24 protein-coding genes are annotated in these 26483 nt (G+C 62.6%); 11 read left to right on the top strand and 13 right to left on the bottom strand.

Translation table 11 applies throughout. The annotated features are described in order from the left end of the window. Positions 1-70: 70 nt before the first annotated feature. The 4 genes from G7047_RS24105 to G7047_RS24090 all read right to left on the bottom strand — a co-directional run bounded on the left by G7047_RS24105 (position 71) and on the right by G7047_RS24090 (position 5032). A complete protein-coding gene (locus G7047_RS24105; protein WP_166310751.1) occupies positions 71-898 on the bottom strand; it encodes a hypothetical protein in 828 nt (275 codons plus the stop codon). Between the two features lie 174 nt (positions 899-1072). After that, positions 1073-1936 carry a hypothetical protein gene (locus tag G7047_RS24100; protein ID WP_166310749.1) on the bottom strand — a complete coding sequence of 288 codons (864 nt, stop codon included), beginning with the start codon at positions 1934-1936 and terminating at the stop codon, positions 1073-1075. Positions 1937-2150: 214 nt separating this feature from the next. Then, on the bottom strand, positions 2151-4043 hold the full coding sequence (gene recQ / locus G7047_RS24095; RefSeq protein WP_240939244.1) for a DNA helicase RecQ: 1893 nt from the start codon (positions 4041-4043) through the stop codon (positions 2151-2153). Positions 4044-4129: 86 nt separating this feature from the next. Beyond that, positions 4130-5032 carry a LysR family transcriptional regulator gene (locus G7047_RS24090; RefSeq protein ID WP_166310747.1) on the bottom strand — a complete coding sequence of 301 codons (903 nt, stop codon included), beginning with the start codon at positions 5030-5032 and terminating at the stop codon, positions 4130-4132. Between the two features lie 83 nt (positions 5033-5115). Here G7047_RS24090 and G7047_RS24085 point away from each other — a divergent pair, with 83 nt between their 5' ends. The 8 genes from G7047_RS24085 to G7047_RS24050 all read left to right on the top strand — a co-directional run bounded on the left by G7047_RS24085 (position 5116) and on the right by G7047_RS24050 (position 15171). Then, a complete protein-coding gene (locus G7047_RS24085) occupies positions 5116-5940 on the top strand; it encodes a 3-hydroxybutyrate dehydrogenase (protein ID WP_166310745.1) in 825 nt (274 codons plus the stop codon). 37 nt (positions 5941-5977) lie between these two features. Beyond that, complete coding sequence (gene fahA / locus G7047_RS24080; RefSeq protein WP_166310743.1) at positions 5978-7321, top strand: fumarylacetoacetase; 1344 nt, start codon at positions 5978-5980, stop codon at positions 7319-7321. A gap of 63 nt (positions 7322-7384) precedes the next feature. Further along, positions 7385-8365 carry a tripartite tricarboxylate transporter substrate binding protein gene (locus G7047_RS24075; RefSeq protein WP_166310741.1) on the top strand — a complete coding sequence of 327 codons (981 nt, stop codon included), beginning with the start codon at positions 7385-7387 and terminating at the stop codon, positions 8363-8365. Positions 8366-9058: 693 nt separating this feature from the next. After that, positions 9059-10123, top strand: a complete 1065-nt coding sequence (locus G7047_RS24070; protein ID WP_166310739.1) for a homocysteine S-methyltransferase family protein — start codon at positions 9059-9061, stop codon at positions 10121-10123. A gap of 344 nt (positions 10124-10467) precedes the next feature. After that, complete coding sequence (locus G7047_RS24065) at positions 10468-11844, top strand: aspartate aminotransferase family protein (protein ID WP_166310737.1); 1377 nt, start codon at positions 10468-10470, stop codon at positions 11842-11844. After that, positions 11844-12911 (top strand): peptidogalycan biosysnthesis protein, encoded by a 1068-nt coding sequence (locus G7047_RS24060; RefSeq protein WP_166310735.1) that lies wholly within the window; start codon positions 11844-11846, stop codon positions 12909-12911. The genes G7047_RS24065 and G7047_RS24060 overlap by 1 nt, the downstream gene beginning before the upstream one ends. Next, positions 12908-13843, top strand: a complete 936-nt coding sequence (locus tag G7047_RS24055; protein WP_166310733.1) for a hypothetical protein — start codon at positions 12908-12910, stop codon at positions 13841-13843. The genes G7047_RS24060 and G7047_RS24055 overlap by 4 nt, the downstream gene beginning before the upstream one ends. Positions 13844-13887: 44 nt before the next feature. After that, the gene (locus tag G7047_RS24050) at positions 13888-15171 is read left to right on the top strand and encodes a cyclopropane-fatty-acyl-phospholipid synthase family protein (RefSeq protein WP_166310731.1); all 1284 of its coding nucleotides are present in this window, start codon (positions 13888-13890) and stop codon (positions 15169-15171) included. On the opposite strand, the gene G7047_RS24045 is transcribed toward G7047_RS24050, so the two are convergent. From G7047_RS24045 to G7047_RS24005, 9 genes are read right to left on the bottom strand one after another with little or no spacing between them, the layout of a single operon-like run. Further along, complete coding sequence (locus tag G7047_RS24045) at positions 15110-16342, bottom strand: DegT/DnrJ/EryC1/StrS family aminotransferase (RefSeq protein ID WP_166310729.1); 1233 nt, start codon at positions 16340-16342, stop codon at positions 15110-15112. The genes G7047_RS24050 and G7047_RS24045 overlap by 62 nt on opposite strands. A 3-nt stretch (positions 16343-16345) precedes the next feature. After that, positions 16346-16801, bottom strand: coding sequence for a multidrug efflux SMR transporter (locus G7047_RS24040; RefSeq protein ID WP_166310727.1), 456 nt, complete (start codon positions 16799-16801; stop codon positions 16346-16348). Beyond that, positions 16798-17169, bottom strand: a complete 372-nt coding sequence (locus G7047_RS24035) for an EamA family transporter (RefSeq protein ID WP_166310725.1) — start codon at positions 17167-17169, stop codon at positions 16798-16800. Before G7047_RS24035 ends, G7047_RS24040 begins: the two co-directional genes overlap by 4 nt. Continuing rightward, the gene (locus G7047_RS24030) at positions 17162-18100 is read right to left on the bottom strand and encodes a carboxylesterase (RefSeq protein ID WP_166310723.1); all 939 of its coding nucleotides are present in this window, start codon (positions 18098-18100) and stop codon (positions 17162-17164) included. Before G7047_RS24030 ends, G7047_RS24035 begins: the two co-directional genes overlap by 8 nt. After that, positions 18097-18804 (bottom strand): MtnX-like HAD-IB family phosphatase, encoded by a 708-nt coding sequence (locus G7047_RS24025; protein ID WP_166310721.1) that lies wholly within the window; start codon positions 18802-18804, stop codon positions 18097-18099. The genes G7047_RS24030 and G7047_RS24025 overlap by 4 nt, the downstream gene beginning before the upstream one ends. Next, complete coding sequence (locus tag G7047_RS24020) at positions 18797-19732, bottom strand: efflux RND transporter periplasmic adaptor subunit (RefSeq protein WP_166310719.1); 936 nt, start codon at positions 19730-19732, stop codon at positions 18797-18799. The genes G7047_RS24025 and G7047_RS24020 overlap by 8 nt, the downstream gene beginning before the upstream one ends. Next, positions 19729-20496 (bottom strand): ABC transporter ATP-binding protein, encoded by a 768-nt coding sequence (locus G7047_RS24015; RefSeq protein ID WP_166312238.1) that lies wholly within the window; start codon positions 20494-20496, stop codon positions 19729-19731. Before G7047_RS24015 ends, G7047_RS24020 begins: the two co-directional genes overlap by 4 nt. A 19-nt stretch (positions 20497-20515) precedes the next feature. Next, complete coding sequence (locus G7047_RS24010; RefSeq protein ID WP_166310717.1) at positions 20516-21661, bottom strand: FtsX-like permease family protein; 1146 nt, start codon at positions 21659-21661, stop codon at positions 20516-20518. Further along, positions 21658-23022, bottom strand: a complete 1365-nt coding sequence (locus G7047_RS24005; protein ID WP_166310715.1) for a TolC family protein — start codon at positions 23020-23022, stop codon at positions 21658-21660. The genes G7047_RS24010 and G7047_RS24005 overlap by 4 nt, the downstream gene beginning before the upstream one ends. A gap of 283 nt (positions 23023-23305) precedes the next feature. Here G7047_RS24005 and G7047_RS24000 point away from each other — a divergent pair, with 283 nt between their 5' ends. The 3 genes from G7047_RS24000 to G7047_RS23990 all read left to right on the top strand — a co-directional run bounded on the left by G7047_RS24000 (position 23306) and on the right by G7047_RS23990 (position 26340). Next, entirely contained in the window at positions 23306-24028 is a 723-nt protein-coding gene (locus tag G7047_RS24000) for a response regulator (protein ID WP_166310713.1), read from the top strand. Continuing rightward, a complete protein-coding gene (locus tag G7047_RS23995) occupies positions 24013-25179 on the top strand; it encodes a cell wall metabolism sensor histidine kinase WalK (protein ID WP_166310711.1) in 1167 nt (388 codons plus the stop codon). Before G7047_RS24000 ends, G7047_RS23995 begins: the two co-directional genes overlap by 16 nt. A gap of 90 nt (positions 25180-25269) precedes the next feature. Continuing rightward, entirely contained in the window at positions 25270-26340 is a 1071-nt protein-coding gene (locus G7047_RS23990; RefSeq protein ID WP_166310709.1) for a sterol desaturase family protein, read from the top strand. Positions 26341-26483 lie beyond the last annotated feature (143 nt).

Genomic DNA, 26483 nt, shown 5'->3' with positions numbered 1-26483 from the left:
GGGACGCGGACGAAAAAAAACCGCCGGACTCATGGAGCGGCGGGCTAGTTCTGCGAACCGAAGGAGAAAATTACTTCGCTTCGTTCGACAATTGGGTCTCGGAGATGCTTTGCACCGTTGGCGCCACATCGTTCTTCATCGTGATACCGGTGCCGACCGAGCCAGCCGTAGTCAGACGACGCACGTACAGCAGATCCGTGCCGGGCTTGGACAGGGTTCCAGCAACACCTTCCCCTTCGTTCACGCTGTAGGCAAAACGGTAGATGCGCATGATGAGCGAATTGGCATCACGCTTGGTGCACTGCACGGAGCCCGCGTGATCGCCATAAATGATATTCTCGCAACCAAAACGCTTGTCGCTCGTGGACATCATGCCCGTGCCGGAGCCGGAACCCGTGGTGGGCGTGTCCAGCTTGTAGAACTCGGTCGTAATGCCCAGGTCGCCCACCGATGTCATCAGCCACTGACCCTTGAGACTGTCGGGATCGGTGTTGTAGTTGAATTGGAAGCGGGAAATTTCCTTCTCGCCTTCGTTCGGGAAGGTGACATAGCCCTTCACGCCCGATACGAATCGCATCGTAACCTGACCCGCGTCGCCGGTTTCCGCACCCACCAACGCGCCGCTGCCGAAATAACGGCCGCCACGGTATTGGTGGAGCTTGCCTGTGAACGCGTTGTCCGAAATGGCGCCAGAGGTCAGATAGAACGTGGGATTGCCTGTGGAGTCGTATGCATACATCTGCATCACGAGCTTTTCGCCCTGGACATCCAAAGCCATGCCGCGACCAGGCTGGCCGTTGTTTTCAGTGGTAATCACCCACACGCCTGCCTGCGGGGCAAAAGCCTGAGCCATGCTTGCGCCCAAAAGACCGCCAATCAGGACGAATTTCTTCAACATAGGTTTCTCCAAAGTTCCACAATATGGGGCTGTGCAAACTGTCAATGATAACAATTCGGGCTCAAATCCCCTCTAACCGGCATAGATCGAGCATCTCGACTCAATCAAGGTAGCCCAGACAAATTGAAGCCTCAAAGTGCGATTGATTTGGCAAATCTACTGCACCCCGAACGCTCATTCCTGAATCTGACTCAGTTGCACGAATTGCTGCATCGCGCCTTGCAACTGCTGCACCTGCACATCGTTTTCGCTGGATTCAACCGCCTCGTTTTTCGCAAGAATGCCTGTGCCATCCGAGTCCACGTTCGTGAGACGTCGCACGATCAACAATTCACTGCTGGTATCGGCCTTGGGTCCCGAAACACCCTCACCGTCATTGACGCTGTAGGCGAACAAGTATCCACGTATCCATTGCCCGCTCGCGTTCAGCTTGATGCACAGCACCTTGCCGGCCAATGAGCCCCGGGTCATGTTTTCGCATGCGAACCGGTAGTCGCTTGTCGACACCATTCCGGAGCCGTCGTCGGTGCCTTTGGAAATCTTGCTGAGTCCGACGAAATCGGATTCCACGCCATAGACGTCGATTCCGCTGAAGAGCCATATGCCGAGCAGGCTCTCGGGACCGGTGCCATACGCGAAGCTGTATCGGCTGATTTCCTTTTCGGATTCGTTCGGAAAGGTGATGTAGCCTTGGGTACCGGACACGAAACGCATGCTCACCTGACCGGCACTACCCACTTCCCTGCCGGACAGATCGCCACTGCCGAAATGGCGACCGCCACGATACTGGTTGAGCGCCCCCGAATACTGGTGATTGCCGCCAAGTTTGCCGGCGCTCAAATAAAAGGTTGAATTTCCCGCCGCATCGTAGGCATACATCTGCAGGACCAGAGTCGTGCCCTGCACATCGAGACCGAATCCGCGGCCGGGCTGGCCATTGTTTTCCGAATTCACAATCCAGGTTCCCGCCTGCGGGGTGAACGCCTGAACACATCCGGCCGCCAAAAGAGCACTGACCGCAATCACTTTCTTGAACACCGCACACCTCTCTATTGAACAAACTCGTTGATTCGCGAGATGTTAGCAATTCTTTGTAATTATTTACAATCAATTACATCAAGAGTATGCGGTGTGTCGTTAGTTAAATTGAAGTGGGTTTTGGTTCAACTGGCTGGATTCAAGGGCCTGTTTGCAAAGCGAAAGCGCCCGGGATCAAGGCGTGCGTGGCCTCCGCGCTTGCGGATGAACGAATTCAGCCCGGGCTCACGCAGACCCGCAGCACTTCCGCGCCATAGGCCTCGAGCTTCTTGGTGCCGATGCCCGTGATGCCCTGCAGGTCTTCGAGAGAGGCGGGGTTGCGCTCGGCGATGGCTGCGAGGGTGGCGTCGTGGAAGATGACGTAGGCGGGCAGGTTGTGTTCGCGGGCAACCTCGGCACGCCAGGCCTTGAGGTTGATGAAGCGCACCTGGCCGTCCTGGTTGAGGCTCTCGGCGGCGACCGACAGCTTGACGCCGGTTTTCTTCTTGGTGCGCTTGCCCGCGCTGGCCATGGCCTCGCGCAGCAGCACGGGTTGTTCGCCGCGCAGCACGGGGCGCGAGCCGTGGGTGAGGCTCAGGGTGTCGAAGCTGTAGCCGCTTTCCAGCTGCACCTTCTGCAGACCGACCGCGCCGGTCGCGAGCAGCTGGCGCAGCACGCCGCGCAGTTGCGGTTCGGAATACTCGGGGCCGAGGCCGAAGGTGGAGAGCTTTTCGTGGCCGAACTGCTTGACCTTGTCGGTGTCCTTACCGCGCACGATGTCCATGATGTGGCCGGTGCCGAAGGCGATGCCGCTGGCTTCCTGCACGCGATAGATGGTCGAGAGCAGCTTGCGTGCGGCGTCGGTGCCGTCCCAGACTTCGGGCGGATGCAGGCAGTTGTCGCAATTGCCGCATGGCTCGGAGTGCTCTCCGAAGTAGGAGAGCAGACGCACGCGGCGGCAGTCGGTGGCTTCGGCGAGGCCGAGCAGCGCGTCGAGCTTGCCGCGCATGATCTGCTTGAACTCCTCGGTGGCGGGGCTGTCGTCGATCATGCGGCGCTGATTCACCACGTCGTTGAGGCCGTAAACCATCCACGCATCCGCAGGCAGGCCGTCGCGGCCCGCGCGGCCGGTTTCCTGGTAGTAGCCCTCGATGTTCTTGGGCATGTCCACATGGGCGACAAAGCGCACATCGGGCTTGTCGATGCCCATGCCAAAGGCGATGGTGGCGGTCATCACGATGCCGTCCTCGCGCAGAAAGCGGTCCTGATTCTGCTGGCGCACTTCCTGCGGCAGACCGGCGTGGTAAGGCAGCGCGGTGATGCCCGCCTCCACCAGCCCCGCCGCGAGTTCTTCCACGCGCTTGCGTGACTGGCAATAGACCACGCCCGCATCGCCCAGATGTTCGCGCTCGATGAACTTGAGCAACTGCGCGAGCGGCTCCTTCTTCTCGACGATGGTGTAGCGGATGTTGGGCCGGTCGAAGCTGCTGACGAACTGGCGCGCGTCCTGCAGCTTGAGGCCTTCGACGATGTCCGCGCGCGTAAGGTCGTCGGCGGTGGCGGTGAGCGCGATGCGCGGCACGCCGGGATAGCGGTTGTGCAGCACCGAGAGCGCACGGTATTCGGGCCGAAAATCATGGCCCCACTGGCTCACGCAGTGGGCCTCGTCGATGGCAAACAACCCCAACTGGCCGCGCTCGTAAAGGCCGTCGAGCAGGCCCAGAAAACGGTCGGTGTTGAGCCGCTCGGGCGCGGCATAGAGCAAGGTGATCTCGCCGCGCGAGACGCGGTTTTCCACATCCAGCGTGGAAGGCCAGTCGAGCGTCGAATTGAGAAACGCGGCGTCCACGCCCGCCTCGTGCAGCGCGCCGACCTGGTCGTGCATCAGCGCGATCAGCGGCGAGACCACGATGGCCACGCCCTTGCCCGCATCGCGGCGCACGATGGCCGGGACCTGGTAGCACAGCGACTTGCCACCACCGGTGGGCATGAGCACGAGAGCGTCGCCACCCGCGATCACATGCTCGATGATCGCCTCCTGGGAGCCACGGAATTGCTCGTAGCCGAAGACATCATTGAGAACAAACTGCGCGGGAGACAAACCGGAACTCTCTCTTTTCGATAGCATGCCGCCCTTATTGGTTGAAGGATTGCAGACCTATTGACTGGTGTGGAGGCGATGCGATACGCACCCGCCCCAAACCTTCTATTGTGCTACCGGGTGCCCGGCGAGGGGTTTTCGGTCAGATCAAGCCCCAGCAAATTGCGCAGCGCGGGGTTGCGGTTGCTCTTGAGCCAAGCCATGCCGTGCTCAAGACGCAGCGCGTCGTCGCCGAGCGACTTGAACACCACGCCGCCCAGATGCTCCAGCGCCTGCAGCTCGGCGGGAATGACCGATACACCCGTGCCCGCCGCGATGTGGCAGATCAGCACCTGTGAGGTCTCGCTCTCGTGCACCACATGCGGGGTGAAACCCGCATCGCGGCAGGCAGCGTCCATGACGTCGCGCAGGTGAAAGCCCTGATTGGACGGATAACCGACGAAGGGCTCGGCGGCCAGCGCCGCCAGCGGCACATGCGCCTCCCCTGCGAGCGGGTGGCTCGCGGGCAGGGCCAGCATGAATTCGCTGCTGATGAAGCTGCGCGAGTCGATCTGCGTGTCGCGCAAGGGCAGAAAGCACAGCGCCACGTCCAGCTGACCATCGAGCAGCCGCGAGCGCAACAGCCCCGTGGGATGCGGACCCTGAATGTCGAGCTGCACGTCGGGATAGCGCTGACGAAAGTGCAGCACGAGGCGCGGCAGCAGTTGCTGGCTGGCGCGGCCGGTGTAGCCCACGCGCAGCATGCCGGTGTCGCCGCGCTCCACCAACCGGCAGGCCTCCACCGCCTTGTCGAGCTGCAGAAACAGCGACTGCACGCCCTCCAGGAAGGTCTCGCCTGCCTGCGTGAGATGCACGCGACGGGTGCAGCGCTCGAAGAGCTTCACGCCCAGCTCCTCCTCCAGCTCGCGAATGCGCTGGCTCAGCGGCGGCTGCGCCATGTGCAGCTTGTCGGCCGCACGGGTGAAGCTCTGCTCCTGCGCCACCGCCAGAAAACCTCTCAAATGCCGCAATTCCATGACCTGCGCCCGCTGATTAAGACGCAGGGAATATAAATCAGAGTGAAATTGAGTATTGGACATATAAACCCACGATTTCTACGATGCCCGCAGTTGAAAAAATTCTGGAGCAGCAAGAAGTGGCAGATCTGAAGAACCGTGTGGCCCTGGTGACAGGTGGCAATTCCGGCATTGGCCATGCCATCGCCAAGCGCTTGGCGCGCGACGGCGCCGACGTGGTGATCAACGGCATCGTGAGCGATGAAGAAGGCGGCGCGGTGGCACTGGAGCTCGCCTCCGCCCATGGCGTGAGCGCCCGCTACCTTCGCGCCGACCTGCGCAACCCCGCCGAGATCGAGACCATGATCCGCGCCGTGGAGCAGGAACATGGCGCGATCCAGATTCTGGTGAACAACGCCGGCATGCAGCACGTGAGCAACATCGAGGACTTCCCCGTAGACAAGTGGAACGACATGCTGGCGCTGAACCTCTCAGCGAGCTTCCACACCATCCGCCTCGCGCTGCCCGCCATGCGCAAGCACGGCTGGGGCCGCATCATCAACATGGCCTCGATCAGCGGCCTGCGTGGGCGTGCGGGCAAGGTGGCTTACAACGCCACCAAGCACGGCCTGATCGGCCTGACCAAGTCAGTGGCGCTGGAGACCGCCACCACCGACATCACCTGCAACGCGATCTGCCCCGGCTGGGCGCTCACCGCGCTGGTGCAAAAGCAGGTGGACGCGCTCGCCGCACGCGAATCGCTCGACAATGAGGCCGCCACGCGCATGCTGCTGGGCGCGCGCCAGCCCTCGGGCCGCTTCGTCACCGTCGACCAGCTCGCCTCGCTCGCCTCCTATCTGTGCTCCGACGATGCGCAGGAAGTGCGCGGCGCCGCCTGGACCATGGACGGCGCGACCACCGCCGCCTGATCCGTCCAGCTTTCCTTTTTCCAAAATTCCAAGAGACATGACGACCACGCAGCCGCTCTCCGCCCTGCCCGCCATCGACGAAACGCACGACACCGCGCTCCAGAGCTGGGTGATGTCCGCCAACGGCCATCCGCAATTTCCGATCCAGAACCTGCCCATGGGCGTGTTCGACGCTGGCGAGGGCGCGCGCGTCGGTGTGGCCATCGGCAACGAGGTGCTGGATCTGGCCGCCACGCTCGAATGCGGCCTGCTGTCCTCGCTGGACACCACCACTGAAGCGGCGCTGCACAGCGACACGCTGAACGCCTGGATGGCGCTTTCCGCCGCCCAGCGCGGCCTACTGCGCGCCGCGCTCTCCGACCTGCTGCAGGCCGGCACCGAATCCGGCCGACAGGCCTGCTCCATCGGTCGCCAACTGCTGCACCCGCAGGACGCCTGCCGCATGCTGCTGCCCGCCACCGTGGGCGACTATTCCGACTTCTACGCGGGCATCCATCACGCGACCAACGCGGGCAAGTTCTTCCGCCCCGACAACCCGCTGCTGCCCAACTACAAGCACGTGCCCATCGCCTACCACGGCCGCAGCTCCAGCATCCGCCCCTCGGGCACGGTGCTCAAGCGCCCGAGCGGCCAGATCCGCCGCGACACGCCAAACGGCCCCGTGCCCGAATACGGCCCGAGCGAGCGCCTCGACTACGAGCTTGAACTCGCCATCTGGGTGGGCGCGGGCAACGCGCTCGGTGAGCAGATTCCGGTGGCCGAGGCCAGCGCGCACATCGCAGGTTTTGGCCTGTTCAACGACTGGTCCGCGCGCGACCTGCAGGCCTGGGAATACCAGCCGCTCGGCCCGTTCACCGGCAAGAATTTCATGTCCACCGTCTCGCCCTGGGTCATCACGCAAGAGGCGCTCGCGCCCTTTCGCGGCCCGGTGATGGCGCGCGGCGAAGGCGACCCAGCCCCGCTGCCCTATCTGACCAACGCGCACGACCAAAAGTGCGGCGGCCTCGTCATCCAGCTCGAAGTGCTGCTGAGCACCGCCAAGATGCGCGAGCAGGGCCTCGCGCCGCACCGCCTGTCGATCGGCGATTCGAGCTACCTCTGGTGGACGCCCGCACAGATGCTGACCCAGCAAACCGTGGGCGGCTGCAACGCACGCCCCGGCGACCTGCTCGGCTCGGGCACCATCTCAACCCCGACGCAGGGCGGCTTTGGCGCGCTGCTTGAAATCACCGAAGGCGGCAAGCGCGCGGTGGAACTGGCCAGCGGTGAAAGCCGCACCTTCCTGCTGGACGGCGACGAGATCATCCTGCGCGGCTGGTGCGAACGCGAAGGCCATGCCCGCATCGGCCTCGGCGAATGCCGTGGCTGCGTGCAGGACTGATCCAGTCAGCCTGCCAGCCCCCATTCATCCATCCGAATCCAGAATCCGAGGAGACAACCCATCATGAAGAAGCATCAACTGTTCGCCACCGCACTCACCGCCATCGGCCTCATCACCGCGGCCGTCCCCGCTGCGGCCCAAGGCGGCAACGCGGCCAACTACCCGAACGCGCCCGTCAAGCTCATCGTGCCCTACACCGCAGGCGGCGTCACCGACATCATGGGCCGCCTATTCGCCGAACAGGCCAGCAAGCGCCTCGGCCAGTCGGTCATCATCGAAAACAAGACCGGCGCCAACGGCACCCTCGGCGGCGTGCAGATGCTCTCGGCTGACCCGGCCGGCTACTCGCTCACCATGCTGCCCATCGGCACCTTCCGCATGCCGCACATCACCGGAGCGCAATTCAACCCGCTCAAGGACTTCACCTACATCTCGGTGATCTCCGGCTTCAACTACTACATCGCGGTCAACTCCAACTCGCCATGGATGAACGTGAACGACCTCGTCGCGTACGCGAAAAAGAGCAACGGAGCCGTCTCCTACGGCACGCCTGGCGCCAACAGCAGCCAGCACATCGGCATGGCCCAGCTCGGCGTCAAGGCAAAAGCAGACTGGACGCATGTCCCCTTCAAGGGCGACGCCGACGCCATCTCGGCCCTGCTCGGCAACCACATCCAGGCCGTGGTCAGCTCCAGCTCCATCCTCCCCTACGTGAACACCGGCAAGATCCGAGTTCTCGCCTCTCTGGGCGACGTCCGCTCCCCCGACTTGCCCAACGTCCCCACGCTCAAGGAACAGGGCTACAACATCGTGCACACTTCGCCCATGGGCATCGCAGGCCCCAAGGGCATGGACCCAGCCGTCGTGAAAAAGCTCGAAGCCGCCTTCCGCGAGGCCTACAACGACCCCGAGTACCAGGCAGGCCTCAAAAAACTCGGCATGTCCGCGCTCTACATGAACGCCGCCGACTACACCAAGTACGCTACCGAAACCTTCAACGGCGAACGCGAGGCGCTCAAGTCGATGGGCGTGGAAGTCAAGTAAGAGATTCGGGGCTACCGGCGGGGATACCTCCCACCCCAGCCCTCTCTCAGCGGGGGAGGGCTGGTATTCGGTTTCTTGCTGGCTTCTGTTTGGGCGTTACTTACAGAGGCCGGGACTGCCCCCGGCTGGGCAATCACTTTTTGCTTGCGCGCAAAAAGTAATCAAAAACGCGCTTTTCAATACCTCCGGCGGAACTCGCGGCGTTCCTTCGTCACTCTGCTCGGACAACCGCCGGAAATCAGTTGTGAAAGAGGTGTGTTCGGCACGTCGCTGCGCTCGTGCCGGGGACGTTTGCGAAGTTGGGTTGGAGCGCAAACGCCCACTGCTCTTTGAACGAAGTTGATCCAATGCGCAAATCAAAAAATCGCCCAAGGCCGGTGCACCAACATCTCGCGAAGTCGCGAGATGAGCGCCACGAGCGAAGCGACGTGCCGAATATTCCTCTTATGAAACCACTGACTCGCGGCGGTTGCCCGAACGGAGTGCCCGAAGGGCACGCTGTGAGTTCTGCCGCGGGTATTGAAAAGCGCATTTTTGGTGACTTTTTGGGCAAGACCAAAAAGTGACTCGCCCGCCGGGGCGAGACCCGGCCTCCGCCCTCACCCCCACCAGCGCAGGTGGAAAAGAACCCAATTCCAAAAGGGTTCCGGCGACAACACAAAGCCACCCTCGATGCTTTCATACAATCGAGGCATGACCCTCCCCCTCTACACCCGCGCCCAACAGCTCCCCGAAATCCTGGAAAACCGCATCGCCATCCTCGACGGCGCCATGGGCACCATGATCCAGCGCTTCAAGCTGGGCGAGGCACAGTACCGTGGCGAGGGCTACAGCGGCCCGGACGGCGCAGGCGAGCGCTTCAAGGACTTCCCGCGCGACGTCAAGGGCAACAACGAGCTGCTCTCGATCACCCGCCCCGACGTGATCCGTGACATCCACGAAAAATACCTCGCCGCCGGTGCCGACCTGATCGAAACCAACACCTTCGGCGCGACCACCGTCGCCCAGGACGACTACGGCATGGCCGAGCTCGCGCGCGAGATGAACCTGGCCTCCGCCAAGCTCGCCCGCGCCGCCTGCGACAAATACTCCACCCCCGACAAGCCGCGTTACGTGGCTGGCGCCCTCGGCCCCACGCCCAAGACGGCGAGCATCAGCCCCGATGTGAATGACCCGGGCGCACGCAACGTCACCTTCGAGCAACTGCGCGCAGCCTACTTTGAGCAGACCGTCGCGCTGATCGAAGGCGGCGCGGACGTGATCCTCGTCGAGACCATCTTCGACACGCTCAACGCCAAGGCCGCGCTGTTTGCCGTGGAAGAAGCCTTCGACGCGACCGGCGAAGTGCTGCCCATCATGATCAGCGGCACAGTGACCGACGCCTCGGGCCGCATCCTCTCCGGCCAGACCGTGACCGCCTTCTGGCACAGCGTGCGCCACGCCAACCCGCTGACCATCGGCCTGAACTGCGCCCTCGGCGCGACCCTGATGCGCCCCTACATCCAGGAGCTGAACAAGGCCGCGCCCGACACCTTCATCAGCTGCTACCCGAACGCGGGCCTGCCCAATCCGATGAGCGACACCGGCTTCGACGAAACACCGGACGTGACCTCACGCCTGGTGCACGAGTTCGCGGCTGAAGGTCTGGTGAACGTGGTCGGCGGCTGCTGCGGAACCACGCCCGACCACATCGCCGCCATCGGCAAGGCGGTGGACGGCACGAAGACGCGCCGCATCTTCTATCCCGAAGCAGCGTAAACCCCGCGCGCCACATCGTCCGAAGTCGGGCGATGCCCCGACACGAGCGCAGCGAAGTGCCGAACACACCTCTTTCACAACTGATTTCCGGCGGTTGTCCGAGCAGAGTGACGAAGGAACGCCGCGAGTTCCGCCGGATGACTTCAAAGCGCATTTTTGATCACTTTTTGGGCAAGACCAAAAAGTGATTGCCCCGCCGGGGGCAGTCCCGGCCTCCGCCCTCAGCAAAGCAGCAAAAGCTCATCACAAGATCACCACTCTCCACAATTCCTCCAAAAACTCTTAACCGACCCACAAGATTGGGTTCCGACACTGCGAAGGCTTAAATCAGGAGCCTTCCCGCTGTGACCCTCAATACCGCTCAATTGTTGGCTGACGAAGCCAAATACTGCTCGTTTGGCGACACCGTCCACTACGTCAATCCTCCCAAGATCTTTACTGGCTGCGAAGGCAGCTACATGTATGACGACGCGGGCACGCCGTATCTGGATTTGCAGATGTGGTATTCGGCGGTCAACTTTGGCTACAAGAACAAGCGTCTTGAAGACAAGATGATCGAGCAGCTCAAGGAGCTGCCGCAGGTCGCAAGCCAGTACCTGCATCCCACCAAGATCGAGTTGGCCAAGTTCATCGCGCAGGATGCGCAGAAGAAATGGGGGCTCGACGGCCGCGTGCACTTCAATGTGGGCGGTGCACAGGCGATTGAAGATTCGCTCAAGGTGGTTCGCAACGCCAGCAACGGCAAGAGCCTGATGTTCGCGTTCGAAGGTGGCTACCACGGCCGCACGCTGGGTGCTTCGTCGATCACGTCGAGCTACCGTTATCGTCGCCGCTTTGGTCACTTCAGCGACCGGGCGCAATTCATTCCGTTTCCTTACCCGTTCCGCCGCCCCAAGGGCATGACGTCCGAGGAATATGCAGATTCCATCGTCAAGGAATTCGAGCGCAAGTTCGAAAACGAATACCACGCGGTGTGGGACCCCAAGACCAATCAGTGCGAATACGCCGCGTTCTACGTGGAGCCGATTCAGGGCACGGGTGGCTATGTCGTTCCACCGCCGAACTTCTTCAAGGGCTTGAAGAAGGTTCTGGACGACCACGGCGTGCTGATGGTGGTCGACGAAATCCAGATGGGTTTCTGGCGCACCGGTACCTTATGGTCGGTGGAAAACTTTGGCGTGAAGCCCGATGTGCTGGTGTTCGCCAAGGCGCTGACCAATGGCCTGAATGCGCTCTCGGGCCTGTGGGCGCGCGAAGAACTCATCAACCCGACCGTGTTCCCTCCGGGCTCCACGCACTCCACATTCGCTTCGAACCCGCTCGGCACCGCGTTGGGTCTGGAAGTGATGAAGATGACCCACGAGATGGACTTCGGCAGACAAGTGCGCGAATCGGGCGCCTACTTCCTCGAAGGCCTCAAAGAACTGCAAAAGCGCCACAAGGAAATCGGCGATGTGGACGGCATCGGCCTCGCGCTGCGCGCCGAGATCTGCACCGAAGACGGCTTCACCCCCAACAAGGCGCTGCTCGACAAGATGGTCGATATCGGTCTTGAAGGCGGTCTGGAATATAAGGGCCAACAACGCGGCCTGGTGCTGGACGTTGGCGGTTACTACAAGAACGTGATCACGTTCGCACCGTCTCTGATGATTTCCCGTCCTGAGATTGATGAGGCGATGGTGCTCTTGGATCAACTGCTCACCAAAGCCAAGAAAGCTTGATGCCAGCGGTAGAAACACCGTTTCGCAATCAACTGGAACCTTCGGCGCTGATGCGGCAATTTGCCGCGCATCCGCCCGAAGGTTTTGTCGTTCTTGCCGATTGGGGTGCGCCCGCGTTCACCGCGCCGTTTGATCTATTGACCACGGCCGATGACGACTTGAAATTGAAGCTGCAGAGGCTCCCCGGCGGCACGTGGTTGTCGCGGCATTTGCGGTTGCGGGCAGACTTTGTGGGCACGACGGTGAGCGAGTACGCCCTGCTGCCCGCAGATATCGAGCCCGCAGCCATCGCCCAGCAACTGCGCCAGAAAGCCGGCGCACGCATGCTCACCATCGTGAAAGATCTGCCGAGACAATCGCCGCTGCTCTGCGCTGAAGACAACGCCGCTGCGGCCTTGCTGTTGCAAGAGTTGGGCACCGCAGGTTTCATCACTGTCGAAGGCCAGGCGTTGGCTTACGTGCCCATCGATTTTGCGAATCTCGCCGAGTACCTGGCGCGCCTCTCCAAAAGTCGCCGCCAGAATCTGAAACGCAAGCTCAAGAGCCGCGATCAGTTGCAGATCACGCGCATTCCCACCGGAGCTGCGTTTGCTGACGACGCGCGTGTGGATGCGTATTACGCGCTGTTCGATGCGGTCTACGCACAGAGCGAAATTCATTTCGACAAGCTCACACGCAGCTTTTTCTCGGCGCTTCTGCGTGATGAACACAACGGAGGCATTGTGTTCGAATACCGCGATGCGGTGAGCTGCGACCTGCTCGGCTGGAACCTGTGTTTCGAGCACCAAGGCAAGCTCATCGACAAATACATCGGCCTTTCGTACCCCAAAGCACGCGAGGCGAATCTTTATTTCGTGAGCTGGATGATCAATCTGGAATACGCCATCGAACGCAACCTCGCGCACTACGTGGCGGGCTGGACGGACCCTGAAGTCAAGGCCCAGCTCGGCGCGCGATTTACCTTCACGCAGCACGCTGTGTTCATCCGCAACCCTTTGCTTCGCGCACTGGGTCACAAGTTTGCCGGTCATTTCGAAAGCGACCGGCAATGGAGCGACGCCGCATGACGAACACTGCAGCACAAGCCTTGCACCCGTTGGTGCTGGATGTGGATGGCTCAGTGGGCCCGCTGGATGATGAAACGCGCTTGCCGCTCAAGGATTGGCAAGAGGGCGTGCGCTTTGGCTGCACGCTGAATCGATATGCCGCATTCCGCGCAGAAGTGGAAAAACGGTTGCCCGCCGATTGGGGCACGGCGCTCATGGGCAGTGGGGATTTTCATCATCTGAGCTGGTTGTTGATCGAGCATCGCATTGCGCTGCGCGGCCACACTCCAGCCAATCCACTGCGCGTTATCGTGCTGGACAACCACCCCGACAACATGCGCTTCCTCTGGGGCGTGCACTGTGGCTCGTGGGTGCGGCGCGTGGCGATGCATCCTGCGGTGTCGCACGTGACTGTCGCGGGCATCACATCAAGCGACATCGGTGCAGGTCACGCGTGGGAGAACTACAAAGAGCCGCTGCGCGCTGGCAAGCTCAGTTACTGGAGCTGCGGCGTGAACACCGATTGGGCGCAGCGTGCGGGCTTTGGCAAGGCGTTTCGCAGTTTCGACAACGTGAGCGCCTTGTCTTCCGAACTCGCGCAGACGCTGCAAGCCGCGCCGCAACCCACTTATCTCAGTATCGACAAAGATGTGTTCTCACCCGATGTGGTGCGCACCAACTGGGACCAGGGCCGCATGCGCGAGGAAGATGCGGCGCAGATCATCGCCGCCCTGCGCGGGCAGATAGCGGGCAGCGATATCACCGGCGATATTTCGGCGTGGCGGTACGCGACATGGTGGAAGCGTTTGCTGAGCGCAGGCGACGGGCAGGACACGCAAATCCCCGAGATGCAACTGGCTACCAGCCAGATCGGGCAACACGCACTCAATGAACGCTTGGTGGAACAACTGGCGCGCTGTCACATTGCCCCCATAGGATCGGCGCAGGCATAACCGCAGAGGCACAGCGCACAACAACCTCCCGAGGAGCACACACCGTGATCGAGAGTCTGAGTGAAAACATGCTGCAGCGCGCATTTGCGCCGCTGTTGAAAACTGGCCAGCTCGAAGTGCTAACCCCTTCGGGCAAGGTACTCACGTTTGGCGATGGCGGCCAGCCCCAGGCGCGCATGCGCTTCACCGATCAACGCGCCGTGTTCAATCTGTTGCGCGACCCGGACTTGAACTTTGGCGAGATGTTCATGCAGCAGCGCATCGTCATCGACAAAGGCTCGGTCTACGACGTGCTCGAACTCGTGCTGCGCCACGCCAAGGATGTGCCCGACAGCAAGGCCGTGCAGATGCTGGACGCATGGCGCATGAGGCTGCGCCCGATCCTGCAGAACAACCTGCGCAGCAAATCACGCGCCAACGTGGCCCATCACTACGATCTGGATGACCGGCTGTACCAGCTCTTTCTGGACAGCGATCGCCAATATTCCTGCGCGTATTTTGAACATGGCGACGAAGATCTGGAAACCGCGCAACTCGCCAAAAAGCGCCACATCGCCGCCAAGCTGCTGGTGGAACCGGGCCAACGCGTGCTCGACATCGGTTGCGGCTGGGGCGGGCTCTCGCGCTATATCGCCGAAGTGGCTGGCGCGGGGCACGTGCGCGGAGTAACCCTCTCTACAGAGCAGCTTGAAGGCGCTAAGAAGCGCGCGGCGAACACCTCCGTGCCCGAGCGGCTGGAATACGCGCTGGAAGACTATCGCGACACCAAGGGCCCGTTCGACCGCATCGTCTCCGTCGGCATGTTCGAGCATGTGGGAGCGCGGTTTCACAATGCATTTTTCAAGCAGTGCTTTGACCTTCTGAACGAAGACGGCGTGATGCTGCTGCACTTCATTGGCAACCTTGAAACGCCGGACTTCAACAATCCGTGGATCGAGCGCTATATTTTCCCCGGCGGCAATCTGCCCGCGATGTCAGAGTTCAGCAGCGCCATCGAGCGCTCGGGCCTCATCGTGATCGACATCGAAGTGCTGCGCCTGCACTACGCCCGCACGCTGCGGCTATGGCGCGAGCGCTTCATGGCGCGGCGGAGTGAAGCCAAGGCGCTGTACGACGAGCGCTTCTGCCTGATGTGGGAGTTCTACCTGTCGATGTCGGAGACCGCGTTCCGATACCAGGACATCGCGATTTTCCAGATTCAACTCGCGCGCAAACAAGAAGCCGTGCCGCTCACGCGCGACTACATCGGCCCGCGCCGCGATGCGCTCAAGGTTCGTGAACAGCAGATTCCAGCGTACGCATCAATTGCGCAAACTTCTCGTCCGTAAGCCATTCACTGTTGCTCACCGAGATCAGACGCTGTGCCCAGTCGCGCGCGATCATCACGCTGTCGAGCACCGCGCTGCCGAGCAGCGGTGCGTAGCGCACATAGTCGGAGAGGATGTTCACAAACGGCAGCGAAAGCCCCAGCCCCGATGCCCAATGTGCCCGCATCAGCGCGTCGCGCGCGGCGCGGTTCGGCATGCGCAACAGCAGCGCTGGCCAAGTGCCCTGCGCATCCGGCGCCATGTCGCCGACCACCTCGACACCGGGCAGCTGCATGAGCTGCGCAATGCGCGGCTGCGCGCGCTCGTGCGCCTGCAGCAGATGGGCCGACAGCCGCACCAGCGCGCGCACACCGACACGCTGGCGCCAGGTGCCCAGCGTGTGCTGCGGAATAAAGGCGTCAAAATCGTCACCGGCTGCAGCGATCCAGTCGTCCTCCGCAAGGCTCTTGCGCAGCGGCGCACCGTAGGCCCAATCCAAGGTCGCAGGACGGTAGATCGCCGCATAGCCCACCAGCTCAGCGCTGCGCAGCAGCTCCCATCCGAGGCTCGGGCCGATGGTGCGACGGTGCATGGCACGAAGGCTCTTGCGCATCTCGGGGTCACGCGCAATCAGCACGCCGCCCTCGTAGGTGGTGAGGCCCTTGCCCACGGCCAGGCTGTAGATGCCGATATCGCCCTGCATGCCCACGGCCTCGCCATGAACGCGTGCGCCAAGTGCCTGTGCGGCGTCTTCGATCACGTAGGCGCCGACCATCTGCGCAAAGTGCTGCGCCACACGCACATCCGCTACGCGCCCACCCAGATGCGTGGGCACGATGGCCAGCGTGTGTTCGCTGCACAGCGCGCGCAGCATGGTTTCGTCCATGTCGAGCACATCACGACTCAGATCGCACAGACGTGCCTGCAATCCGCATTGGGAGATGGCCAGCGCCACCAGCGGGCAGGTGTAGGCAGGCACGATCACTTCGTTGCGCGCAGGCGCAAGCTTCTTGAGCGTGCGCAGCGCCACCATCAGCGCCGACGTACCTGAGCACTCTAGTTGCACCGCGGGCACACCCAGCCATTGCGCGAGCGCATCATCGAAATTCGCGTTGCCCCACGGCAGCAAATCGCCCAGGCGCAGTGGCAGACCAGCGGTGGGGGGAACGGTGACGCGTGGGAGAGAGCTCATCCCTCAATTGTCTGCCAGACGCGCAGCGCTTGCGCTGGTGGAGCCCGCACCCGCATGACCGGTGGCAGCGCCATCACCATGCTGATCCGGCTCTTCGGTCTCGCTGAGGGCAAGGCAGACGATGCCTGCGAGAATGAACAGGCACCCAACGATCTGCGGCCAGCCGATGTCTTCGTTGAAGAGGTAGTGCGAAAGCGCGAGCACCGAGATGATCTCCAGATGCGAGGCCGCAAAGGCCGGACCGATGGGCGCTTTTTTTAGCAGACTCATCCAGGTGAAGAATGCGCCGATGTAGCCGATGAACGCGCCATAGATCCACGGCTGACCGAACACGCGCGCAAGCCACGCAGTACCGAACTCGAGCGGCAACGCGGCATTGCCCGCCATCTTGAAGCTGAGCTGCGCGAGCGTGTCGAACGCCATGAGCACCAGGAAGCCGATCACGTAGAAACGCTTCATGCCTTGAGCCCCACAATCGCCACGCCGATCGACACCAGCACGATGCCCGCTACGCGCAGCGGTGCCATTTTTTCCTTGAACAGGATGCGGCCCAGAATCATGATGGCGACGATGTTGATGGAGCCCAGCAGCACACCGTCCGAGAGCGGCACGAGCGAGAGAAACGCGAGCCAGAAAACGAACTCGGCCACATAGCAAGCCACGCCAATCCACAGCCACGGGCGCCCCAGCATAAAGCGCCAGCGCGCCATGCCATCCAGATCCCCCGGCTCACTGGCCGCTGCCTTGAAAGCGAGCTGCCCCCCGCTGTCCACCAGCACATTGAGCACCCACAGCGTGATGACCAATGGCGACAGCTCACTACCCATGCTGCGCGGCCTCCGTTCGTGTGGCAGAGATGCGGCCAAGGAAATCGTTGATGCGCGCGATCACCGTGCGGCGTTCGCGGTCAATGGTGATCATGTGATAACAGTTGTCCAGCAGCACCAGTTTGACTTTGGCATTCACCGCCTTGCGCTCGATGTCGTGCGCGTTGGAGACATGGGAGATGTCGTCTTCGCTCGCATGAATCACAAGACAGGGCGCGTGGATGTCGGCCAGATGCGATTGCACATGCGTCGACAGCCGGCGCAGCTCGATGATCGACCACCACGGATTGCCCGGTAGCCCCGCCGCAGCGCTGTTGCCGCTGTGCATCTGCTCGACGATGCGCGCGCGCAGCGCTTCGTCCTTGATGCCGTAGGGCGGTGCTTCCATGAACACGCTATTGCGGCCGATGCCGAGCGAGCGGAACAGCGGCAGCAGAAACGAGAGCTTGGTGTATGACGGAATGCTCCAGCCGTCATAGCGGAACGTGGTGGACAGCGCGCACACGCCCGCCACCTTGTCGGCACACTTTTCGGCCACGGCCAGCGACAGCAGCGCGCCCATCGAGAGGCCACCAACCACCACTTGATCGACATGCCCGGAGAAACGTGCAAGCCCCGATTCCACGCTCGCCAGCCAATCCTGCCAGCGCGTGTGCACCAGGTCTTCCATCACGCCGCAATGGCCTGCGAGTTGCACCGCGTACACGGTGAAGCCCTGACGGTTCAAGCCTTTGGCAAGCACGCGCATTTCAGCCGGTGTACCTGTGAGGCCGTGTACCAGCAGCACGCCAGTGCGCGCCTCAGGGCCGGAGCCCGGCATCACGAATTCATTGGCAGTAAGGCACAGGCGCTGCAGCGCCTGCGAGTGAGATTCCAAGTTCTGTTCGCTCTCGCTTTGCTGCAGGAGGTGAAAACCGTCTACCGCATTCATGCCAGTACCTCCAGCCCCAGCGCGACCTTCTCGAGCAGTGTCGTAGCCTGCGTGAAGGTCTCGAAGGGCGCGTGCGATATGCCGTGCTGCTCGCAATGCGCGATGAGCTTGTACTTGGCCAGCACAAAATCCGCCATGTGCGAGACGCAGAAATCCGAGGTGCTATCGCCCACATAGAGCACACGTCCATGCAGATTCTGCTGCTCTGCCAGACGCTCGCACTTGCAGTTGCCGCTGGCGCGCTGGCAGCGGGCACTGGCCCATGGCGAATCCAGACGCCAGCTGCGCTCACCGGTCTGCACGAGGCGGTTCGCAATCACTTCGAGATGCCCAAGGCAATGGCGCGCAAGCACATGGCGGATAGCGTAGTCAATGCCGTCGCTCACCACCTGCACCGTGATGCCGTGAGTGCGCGCGATGTCGACAAAGCCGACAAAGCCGGGATCGATCTGAATCGTGTCGAGATGCGCACGCAGTTCGGCTTCGCTCATGTCGAGAAGAGCGACCTGACCCTTCATGCATTCGCGCGAGCCGATTTCGCCGCGCTCCCATGCATCCTCCAGTTCCTGCCAACCGGGTTGGCCGAAGCGGTTGAGCAGGGTGTCGGTCACATCGAGCACGCTGATGGTGCCGTCGAAGTCGGATTGCACCATCCAGCCGGGGGTGGCGGGATGGGGGTGCAGTTGGATGATGCGGTTATTCATGGAAAGTCACCCTCACGTTCTGACCCACACGGGCCTTGGCTGGTGGTTGGTCGAATACCAGCACGCATTCGATGATGCGTACGGGCCCGCGTTGTGTGTCTTCCTGTAGATGCGCGGCACCGAACACCGGGCTGATGCGCAGCACCTTGGCATCGGGAAGCGCCACCGTGTTGTTGCCAGCGTCGCCGTCCAGCACCACGGTGGCGTGCATGCCTTCGCGCACCGCGTTGGCAAAGCTTTCATTGAGTTCGGCCCGCACGATGAGCGGTTTTTGCGGCAGCAGCGTGATCACCGTCTGCGCGGGTCCGGCCTGGCTGCCTGCATGGGTGCGTATGCGCACAATGGTTCCGGCCTCAGGCGCATGCAGCTCGAAGCGCCTTTGCACGGCGCGCAGCTGCTCGACCTTGGCCTGAGCCACCTTCACCTCGGCCTGCGCCACATCGGCTTCGGATTGCGCATCACGCAGTTGCTGGGCTGCCTCGTCCACGCTGTGCGCATCCGCAGCGCCTTCACGCGCGGCGTTCTGCCAGCGGGCGTGCATGGTCTTGACCAACGGCAGGCGCTTGGTCTTGGCCGAAAGGCGCGCCTCGGCGAGCTTCCATTCCGATTCGGCCACCAACAGATCGGCGCGCGAGGCATCGTCGGCCATGCGCATCAGCAGTTGGCCGCGTGGCACGCTCTGGCCTTCCTTCACCGGCAATTGCTGAACGGTGCCGTTGATGCCAGGCGCAAGGTCGATCAGGCCACCCTCCACTTCGATCTTGCCGCGTGCCACCGCAGCGGGTCCGCTCTGCGGCGTCGCAGCGATGGCCGCTTGAGCGGTGGATGCAGGCAGGTCACCTTTCGATGGCGAGCATCCCGCAAGCAGCGCTGCAATTGCCGCGGCCACCGCCAGATAAGCCGTTGAAAGGCGCAGGGTCTTGTTCATTGCTCCGTTCCTTGATCGTCTGCTGCGAGCGAAGCGTTCTGACGCCAGTCGCTGCGAATGGCGCCGTCCTCCATGCTGAGCACGCGATCCGCGTGGCGCACCAGACGCGGGTCGTGGCTCACGCATAGCACCGTCGTGCCGTGCGCGCGCGCCGCGCGGTGCAGGATGTCAATCACGCGCTGGCCGCTTTCGGCATCCAGCGCACTGGTGGGTTCATCGGCAAACAGCAACTGCGGCTGCTTGGCCATGGCGCGGGCGATGGCCACACGCTGCTTTTCGCCGCCCGAGAGCTCGGCCGGGCGCATGTGTGCCCGGTGCGAGAGGCCGACCTCGTCCAACGCCTGCTGTGCACGGCGCTTTGTCTCTGACGAGCGGATGCCCATATAGCCCAGCGGCAACTGGACCTGCTCCATGGCCGTGAGCGCCGGGAACAGGTTGAAGCCCTGAAACACGAACCCGGTGTGGCGCAGACGGAAACGTTCAAGCTCGCTCGCGCTCAGGCGTTCAAGGTCCTGCCCCAGCGCGAGCGCTTTGCCGCTGTCCGGCGTGAGCAGTCCCGACATCAATGACAACAGCGTGCTTTTGCCGCAGCCCGATGGACCGGAAATCAGCGACAGCTCACCGGGATAAAGCGACACGCTCAGCCCCTGCAGCACATGCACCCGCACCACGCCAGAGAGATAGGACTTCTTGAGCGCCACGGCCTGCAGGCTGGGCTCGGCCTGCAGCCGGGTGGTGACGGGTTCGGGGGTGGTGGGGTTCATCATCATGTTCAGGACGCCATCACCTCAGCAATGTGGCCGGATCAGCGCGCAGAAGTCCACGCATCGCGCCGATGCCCGAGAGAAATGCCAGCACAGCAATGAGCGCCGCGCAGGCGAGCATCGCCTGACCATTGAGCGCCACCGGCACGCGGTACACACGCGCTACAGACAGCAGCGCCAGGCTGGCGAGCGCCGCCATCAGCAGGCCCAGCCCACCAATCCACAGCGCCTGCTCCACGACCACTCGGCCCAAAGCGCCGCGGCTCACGCCCAACGCGTTGAGCACAGCATACTCGCGTGCCGACCCCGCCACAACCGACTTGAGTGACTGGCTCGTCACCACAGCACCCACAAAGCACACAATGATGGCCATGAACAGCACGCCAGCGCCCGCACCGGTATCGAACATCCAGTAGAACTGCGAGCGGCGTGCGAAGGCCGCTGCTGTCCAGACTTCATGTGGTCCGAAATTCACGCCGCCCTTGTTGAGTCGGTCCTGCACGGCAGGCAGCGCGGCGCCGCTGCGCACACGAGCGACCAGATAGGTGCTGCCGTGGTTGGCCGATTGTTCCGAAATCTCGCGCGCGCTTTCAAGTGACGTGATCACGTTGACACCGCCCAGCCCCCGCAGTCCGTCGACCGCAGCGACGATGCGCACCGGGTGGTTGTTGATCCATGCCGCACCGCCTTCGGCCGAAGCCAGCGTGGGCAGATCCGCACGGTCGACGATGACCGCTCCGGGCTCGCGCAGCATGTTGCGCTGCCAAGGCGCGAGCACGTGGTCGAACATCATCGCGTCCGAGGACGTCGAGATACCGGAGAGGTAGATGGACACGCCACCCACCGCCTCAGCCGTGACGCTGCGCGCGCGCCAGTCACCATCGACCCAGACATAGGGTTCGACGGCGGCGATGTCGGGATCCATGCGCAGGCGCATCTCGACATCGGGGCCAATGTTGCGACCGAAGTTCACGCTCTGCGTGCCGGGGTAACCGACCCACAGATCGGCCGAGGTCGCGCTCACATAGATTGCTGCGGTGCTGAAGATGCCCAGCACCAGCGCCGCCTGCATCACCAGCAGCACGCCAGCGAAGCCCACAGCGAACACCGATGGCACAAAACGGCGCCATTCGTAGGCGAGGGTCTTGCGCGCCAGAGCGATCATCGCGCGGCCTCCGTCGCAGACTCAGGCTCCACCGGCAACGGCGCACCACCCAGCGCCTTGAACAGCGCCACATAGGCGAGGGCCTGAGCACCCTGCGCAATGTTCTGATCGGCACGGTTGACCAGATCGGCACGCTGCTCGGCAAGGCGCCCCCAATCACTGGAAAGACCCAACTTCTGGCGGCGCTCGAGCACGCCCTCGCGCTTGCGGATCAAGGCTTCGGCCTCCAGCAGAGCGGCCATGCGCTCGCGCTGTGCATTCAGCCCTGCCAGCGCCCCCTCGACATCGGCAATGCCCTCGAGCACGCTCTGACGGTAGCCCGCGATAGCCACATCAAGCGCGGCCTCGTCAGCATCGGCTTGCGAGCGTCGACGCCACCAGTCGAAGAGCGGTATGTCGATGATCGGTCCGACAAGCGGCATCTGATTCGATGTAGTGCGCAAATTTTGCGTGAGGTTGTAGGAATACAGCAGCGAGCCCGACAGCGCAAAGCGAGGATAGAGCGCCGAGCGCGACAAACCGAGTGCGCCCGCCGCGCGCTGCACAGAGGCCTCCGCCGTCTCGATGTCGGGCCGCGTGCGCAGAAGATCAGCGGGCAGCACCTGCAGCGCAAACTGCTCGGGCAGAGGCAGTCGCACCATGGAAGTCTCGGCCAGCCATTCGGCGTCCGGCTGGGCTTGCCCGAGCAGCACCGCCAACGCATGAGCGGCGCGACTTTGCTGCTCCTTGAGCTCGATGAGCTGGCTGCGGCTTTGCTGCCACTGCATGCGGGCTTGGTGCACGCTGTCGGACGAATCGATCTGCTGAGCCAGTCGCACCTCGCTGAGGCCCAATGCACGCTGATCCAATGCCACACGCTGCGCGAGCAAGACGCGCTGGCTCTGGGCGAGCCGGATGTCGAGATAGCGGCGCACGGTATCGGCCACCAGATTGATGCTTGCGCCGCGCAACTGCGCCTGGGCGTTGAGCAGTTCTCCGCGCGCCGCCGCCATGGACGATTCACGCGCACCAAAGAGACCCAAGTCCCATGTGGCGTCGATGCTGGCGTGGAAATACGAATCGACGGCAGCGACATCCTGCAACGTGCGTGCGCCCGCCGTGAATTCGGGCTTGTAGCTGGCGGAGGCAACGCCCATCAGCAAGCGCTGCTGTTTGAGGCGCCCCAACGCCTGCGCAAGATTGAGGTTCTGCGCGAGCGCGCGGTCCACCAGCACATTCAGCTGAGGATCATCCCAGCGCTTCCACCATGTCTGCAGATCGGCCACCGTCAGGCGCGCTCCCGTGCCGGGCACGGCTCCCGACGATGCCTCGGTCCATTGCGACGGCGTGGAGTGATCCAGCTCGGGCGCAGGCGCGCTCATGCAACCGGCCAACACGGCCGTCACAGCAAGAACACAAGCGAAGGAAAGCGAACGAAATTTCACTCTGATGCGAGGGCAACATGGCTTCACGGAACGCTCCCCGCGACAGGCCGATACCTATGGATTTGTCCGATTGGGCCGCCTCAAACTTGCGCAAGCTTGCAGGATTCATGGAGGAAAGATGGAGACACCTACAATGGTCGCAAGCTTTGCGACTTGCGTCCATAATGACTTCAAGCAAAGTCCGCAACCAGCGGTTTGCTCGTCTTTTCGAGCACCTGTCATGATCACGACGCACGCCACCACCGCGACCCCACAAATTCTCGTTGTCGAGGACGAGCCCGGTATCGCCACCATCCTCAACGCCTATCTCGAACGCGACGGACTGCGTACCGTGATGGCGCACGACGGGCCCGAAGCGGTGATGGCGTTTCGCCAGCACCATCCCGATCTGGTGCTGCTGGACATTCACCTGCCCACCATGGATGGCATCGACGTGCTGCGCACCATCCGCGATCATGGACAGACGCCGGTCATCATAGTCACCGCCATGGCTGACGATGTGGACAAGCTGGTGGCGCTGCGCCTCGGCGCGGACGACTATGTGGTCAAACCGTTCAACCCGGCCGAAGTGGTGGCCCGCGTGCGTGCCGTGCTCCGGCGCACGCAGGCCAAGCCGCTGCCAGTCGCTACCCCCATTCGCATTGGCGCGCTCGAGATCGACGCTGAAGCTCACAGCGCGGTGCTCTATGACGCGGACGGCCGTGCCCAGCCGCTGTCCCTGACGCTCACCGAGTTCCGACTGCTGGCGCTGCTCGCGTCCCAGCCACGGCGCTGCTTTTCACGCATGCATCTGATCGAGCATTGCCTGCCCGAGAGCGACGCGCTCGAGCGGGTGATCGACTCCCACCTCTCCAAGCTGCGCCGCAAGCTGCAGTTGGCGGGTCAGGAGAACCTCATCGACACCGTGCGCGGAATCGGATACCGCCTATGGCGCGAGGGCTGAACCGCATCTGGGTACGCTTTGGACTGTGGATCGCCGCCACCGTCCTGAGCACGATTGCCCTGCTTTCCGCTTGCGCTTGGACATTTTCCAGCGTGCAGTACTACAAGTTCTACAACCATCTGCCCGATGCCGTGCGCGTAGAGCTTGACGAGCTCAACGCGCGTGATCTGGAGGACAGCCCGCGCGCCATGCAGATCTACGGCCAGTATTGGCGCGGCGACATGTTCTTCGGCGAGCAGATGTCGCTGATCATCGGCTTGATCGTGTGCCTGCCGTTTGGCCTGACCGTGGGCTTTTGGGTGTCGCGCTACGTCACCCGGCCTTTAGCGTCCATTGTCGAAGTCGCCAAGCGCGTTGAGTTGGGCGACTTCTCTGCGCGCGCTGTCTCCTCCGGAGCCCATGGGGAGATGGGCGAAGTCATTCATACCTTCAACAATATGATTGATTCGCTCGACGAACTGGAGGCAGAGCGGCGTGCGACAGCGGCCTCGATTTCGCACGAACTGCGCACGCCCATCACCGTGCTCAAAGCGCGATTGCATGCCGTGTGCGACGGTATCATCGTCGCGGACGAGGCTGAGCTCCGCACCCTACTCGCGCAGACCGAGCACCTGAGCCGGCTGGTGGAGGATCTGCACACATTGTCCGTGGCCGACGCCGGGCAGCTCTCGCTGCAAAAGCAGCTCTTGTGCCTGAACATCGTGGTCAGTGAAACGCTCTCGGCCCTGCTGCCGCAACTGCAAGCGGCCGACATGGAACTGAAACTGACTCTGCCTTCCAACGAAGCAGAAAGCGACATCCGCGCCGATGCCGACCGAATGCGGCAAATCGTCACGAACCTGGTGAGCAATGCAATCCGCTATGCAGCATCCGGGCACTGGCTCGATGTACTGGTCCAGTTGAAAGAAGACGAAGATGGCGTGGAGTGGGTGCAGCTAACGATCAGCGATGCTGGCCCCGGACTGCCACAGGAACTCCAGAGCCATCCATTCCAGCGCTTTGCGATAGCGCCCGGCAAGCGCCGACGCGAAGGTTCGGGCCTCGGGCTTTCCATCGTGCGTGCGCTGACTGAATCCCAGGGCGGCACGGTGCAGACATCCACCTCCGCGCGCGGAGGAACGAGCTTCGTCTTGCGCTTTGCACACGCCTGATCGCGGTGTCTCCACACAACGCACACACAGCAAATTCATAATCGACGCGTCGCGAACGACCTGCCGTTGTTTGCATGTAGCACGCACGGTATGCAGTTCATTTCCGATCTCCTCAGCCCACTCTGGAATCAGGTCGTCGACGCCCTCTCGGCCCACATCGTCGTCCCCGCAACGCAGGCCCTTGGCATTGCACAGACCGCAGGCGATCCGCGCGAGATCGCACAGGCGACCATGATCGCCCTCTTGCAGCTGTTCCTGATCGGCTGCGTGATGCGACCGCTCGAGAGCCTGATTCCCGCCGAGCACTGGGCCGACCGTCGCCACACCACCGTCGACCGCAACTTCACCTTGCTGATGCTGCTGGGCCTGTTCCCGATCTTCAGCTTCATCGTGCTGATGCCGTTTGCGCACCTGTTGGGCGGCGGCCCCGCCACCGACGAGCACAGCGGTCTCAAGGCCTGGGTGCCGTGGTTCAACGATCACCCGTATCTGCTGTTCGCGGTGTACTACGTGGTCTATGACTGCGTCTACTACTGGATGCACCGTGCCCAACACGCGATTCCGTGGTGGTGGGCGATGCACAGCATGCACCACAGCCAGCGTCAGATGAGCTGTTGGAGCAATGACCGCAGCAACTATGTGGATGGCATGCTGCAGTCTCTCATTCTCGCCAGCGTCGGCCTCGTGATGGGCGTCGAGCCGTCCGAATTCGCGCTACTCGGGTTGTTGAGCGAGCTGGTGCAGAACTTCTCGCACGCCAACGTGGCGCTGCGTCTGGGCCGGCTCGGCAAGATAGGCGAACGCCTGTTTGTCGGGCCACGTTTTCACCGCAATCACCACATGCTGCGCGATGCCGAACGGCCCCAGCGCCACAACTGCAATTTCGGCCAAGTGCTTCCGTGGTGGGACCAGCTTTTCGGCACTACGCTCTATCACGACGAGCCCCTGCGCCGCACAGGCGTGAGCGACCCCGAGGTGGACGCCGACAACGCGCGTGGCGTGATCCGCATGCAGTGGTTCAGCACGCTCCGCTTCATTGGCGCGGTGACATGCCGCGCGGGTTGGCGTTTGGGGGATGTGTCATTCGGGCCGGGATACAGACCGATTCATGATGTGGACGAAACTAAAAGCTGCGCCCCTCTTACTCCCTCTCCCCCTTGAGGGAGAGGGCAGGGATGAGGGGGCAACGGCCTCCAAACCCGCGCCACGCTGGTATTGCACGTTGCTGTCACCCTCACCCCAAACCTCTCCCGCAAGCGGGAGAGGGAGCTAATACGGATACCTCCGCAGCTTGCATCGAACTA

Origin of the sequence: Diaphorobacter sp. HDW4A, assembly GCF_011305995.1 — a bacterium.
In the GTDB taxonomy this organism is placed as follows: Bacteria; Pseudomonadota; Gammaproteobacteria; order Burkholderiales; family Burkholderiaceae_C; genus Diaphorobacter_A.
Note: the sequence above shows the minus strand (reverse complement) of the source record. Positions and strands in the feature narration are given on the sequence as shown.

Excerpts from the sequence above, each read along its gene's own strand:
- G7047_RS24105 (WP_166310751.1), bottom strand. The coding sequence starts at position 898 with ATGTTGAAGAAATTCGTCCTGATTGGCGGTCTTTTGGGCGCAAGCATG.
- recQ (WP_240939244.1), bottom strand. The coding sequence starts at position 4,043 with ATGCTATCGAAAAGAGAGAGTTCCGGTTTGTCTCCCGCGCAGTTTGTT.
- G7047_RS24090 (WP_166310747.1), bottom strand. The coding sequence starts at position 5,032 with ATGGAATTGCGGCATTTGAGAGGTTTTCTGGCGGTGGCGCAGGAGCAG.
- G7047_RS24085 (WP_166310745.1), top strand. The coding sequence starts at position 5,116 with ATGCCCGCAGTTGAAAAAATTCTGGAGCAGCAAGAAGTGGCAGATCTG.
- fahA (WP_166310743.1), top strand. The coding sequence starts at position 5,978 with ATGACGACCACGCAGCCGCTCTCCGCCCTGCCCGCCATCGACGAAACG.
- G7047_RS24075 (WP_166310741.1), top strand. The coding sequence starts at position 7,385 with ATGAAGAAGCATCAACTGTTCGCCACCGCACTCACCGCCATCGGCCTC.
- G7047_RS24070 (WP_166310739.1), top strand. The coding sequence starts at position 9,059 with ATGACCCTCCCCCTCTACACCCGCGCCCAACAGCTCCCCGAAATCCTG.
- G7047_RS24060 (WP_166310735.1), top strand. The coding sequence starts at position 11,844 with ATGCCAGCGGTAGAAACACCGTTTCGCAATCAACTGGAACCTTCGGCG.
- G7047_RS24055 (WP_166310733.1), top strand. The coding sequence starts at position 12,908 with ATGACGAACACTGCAGCACAAGCCTTGCACCCGTTGGTGCTGGATGTG.
- G7047_RS24045 (WP_166310729.1), bottom strand. The coding sequence starts at position 16,342 with ATGAGCTCTCTCCCACGCGTCACCGTTCCCCCCACCGCTGGTCTGCCA.
- G7047_RS24040 (WP_166310727.1), bottom strand. The coding sequence starts at position 16,801 with ATGAAGCGTTTCTACGTGATCGGCTTCCTGGTGCTCATGGCGTTCGAC.
- G7047_RS24035 (WP_166310725.1), bottom strand. The coding sequence starts at position 17,169 with ATGGGTAGTGAGCTGTCGCCATTGGTCATCACGCTGTGGGTGCTCAAT.
- G7047_RS24030 (WP_166310723.1), bottom strand. The coding sequence starts at position 18,100 with ATGAATGCGGTAGACGGTTTTCACCTCCTGCAGCAAAGCGAGAGCGAA.
- G7047_RS24025 (WP_166310721.1), bottom strand. The coding sequence starts at position 18,804 with ATGAATAACCGCATCATCCAACTGCACCCCCATCCCGCCACCCCCGGC.
- G7047_RS24020 (WP_166310719.1), bottom strand. The coding sequence starts at position 19,732 with ATGAACAAGACCCTGCGCCTTTCAACGGCTTATCTGGCGGTGGCCGCG.
- G7047_RS24015 (WP_166312238.1), bottom strand. The coding sequence starts at position 20,496 with ATGAACCCCACCACCCCCGAACCCGTCACCACCCGGCTGCAGGCCGAG.
- G7047_RS24010 (WP_166310717.1), bottom strand. The coding sequence starts at position 21,661 with ATGATCGCTCTGGCGCGCAAGACCCTCGCCTACGAATGGCGCCGTTTT.
- G7047_RS24005 (WP_166310715.1), bottom strand. The coding sequence starts at position 23,022 with ATGAGCGCGCCTGCGCCCGAGCTGGATCACTCCACGCCGTCGCAATGG.
- G7047_RS24000 (WP_166310713.1), top strand. The coding sequence starts at position 23,306 with ATGATCACGACGCACGCCACCACCGCGACCCCACAAATTCTCGTTGTC.
- G7047_RS23995 (WP_166310711.1), top strand. The coding sequence starts at position 24,013 with ATGGCGCGAGGGCTGAACCGCATCTGGGTACGCTTTGGACTGTGGATC.
- G7047_RS23990 (WP_166310709.1), top strand. The coding sequence starts at position 25,270 with ATGCAGTTCATTTCCGATCTCCTCAGCCCACTCTGGAATCAGGTCGTC.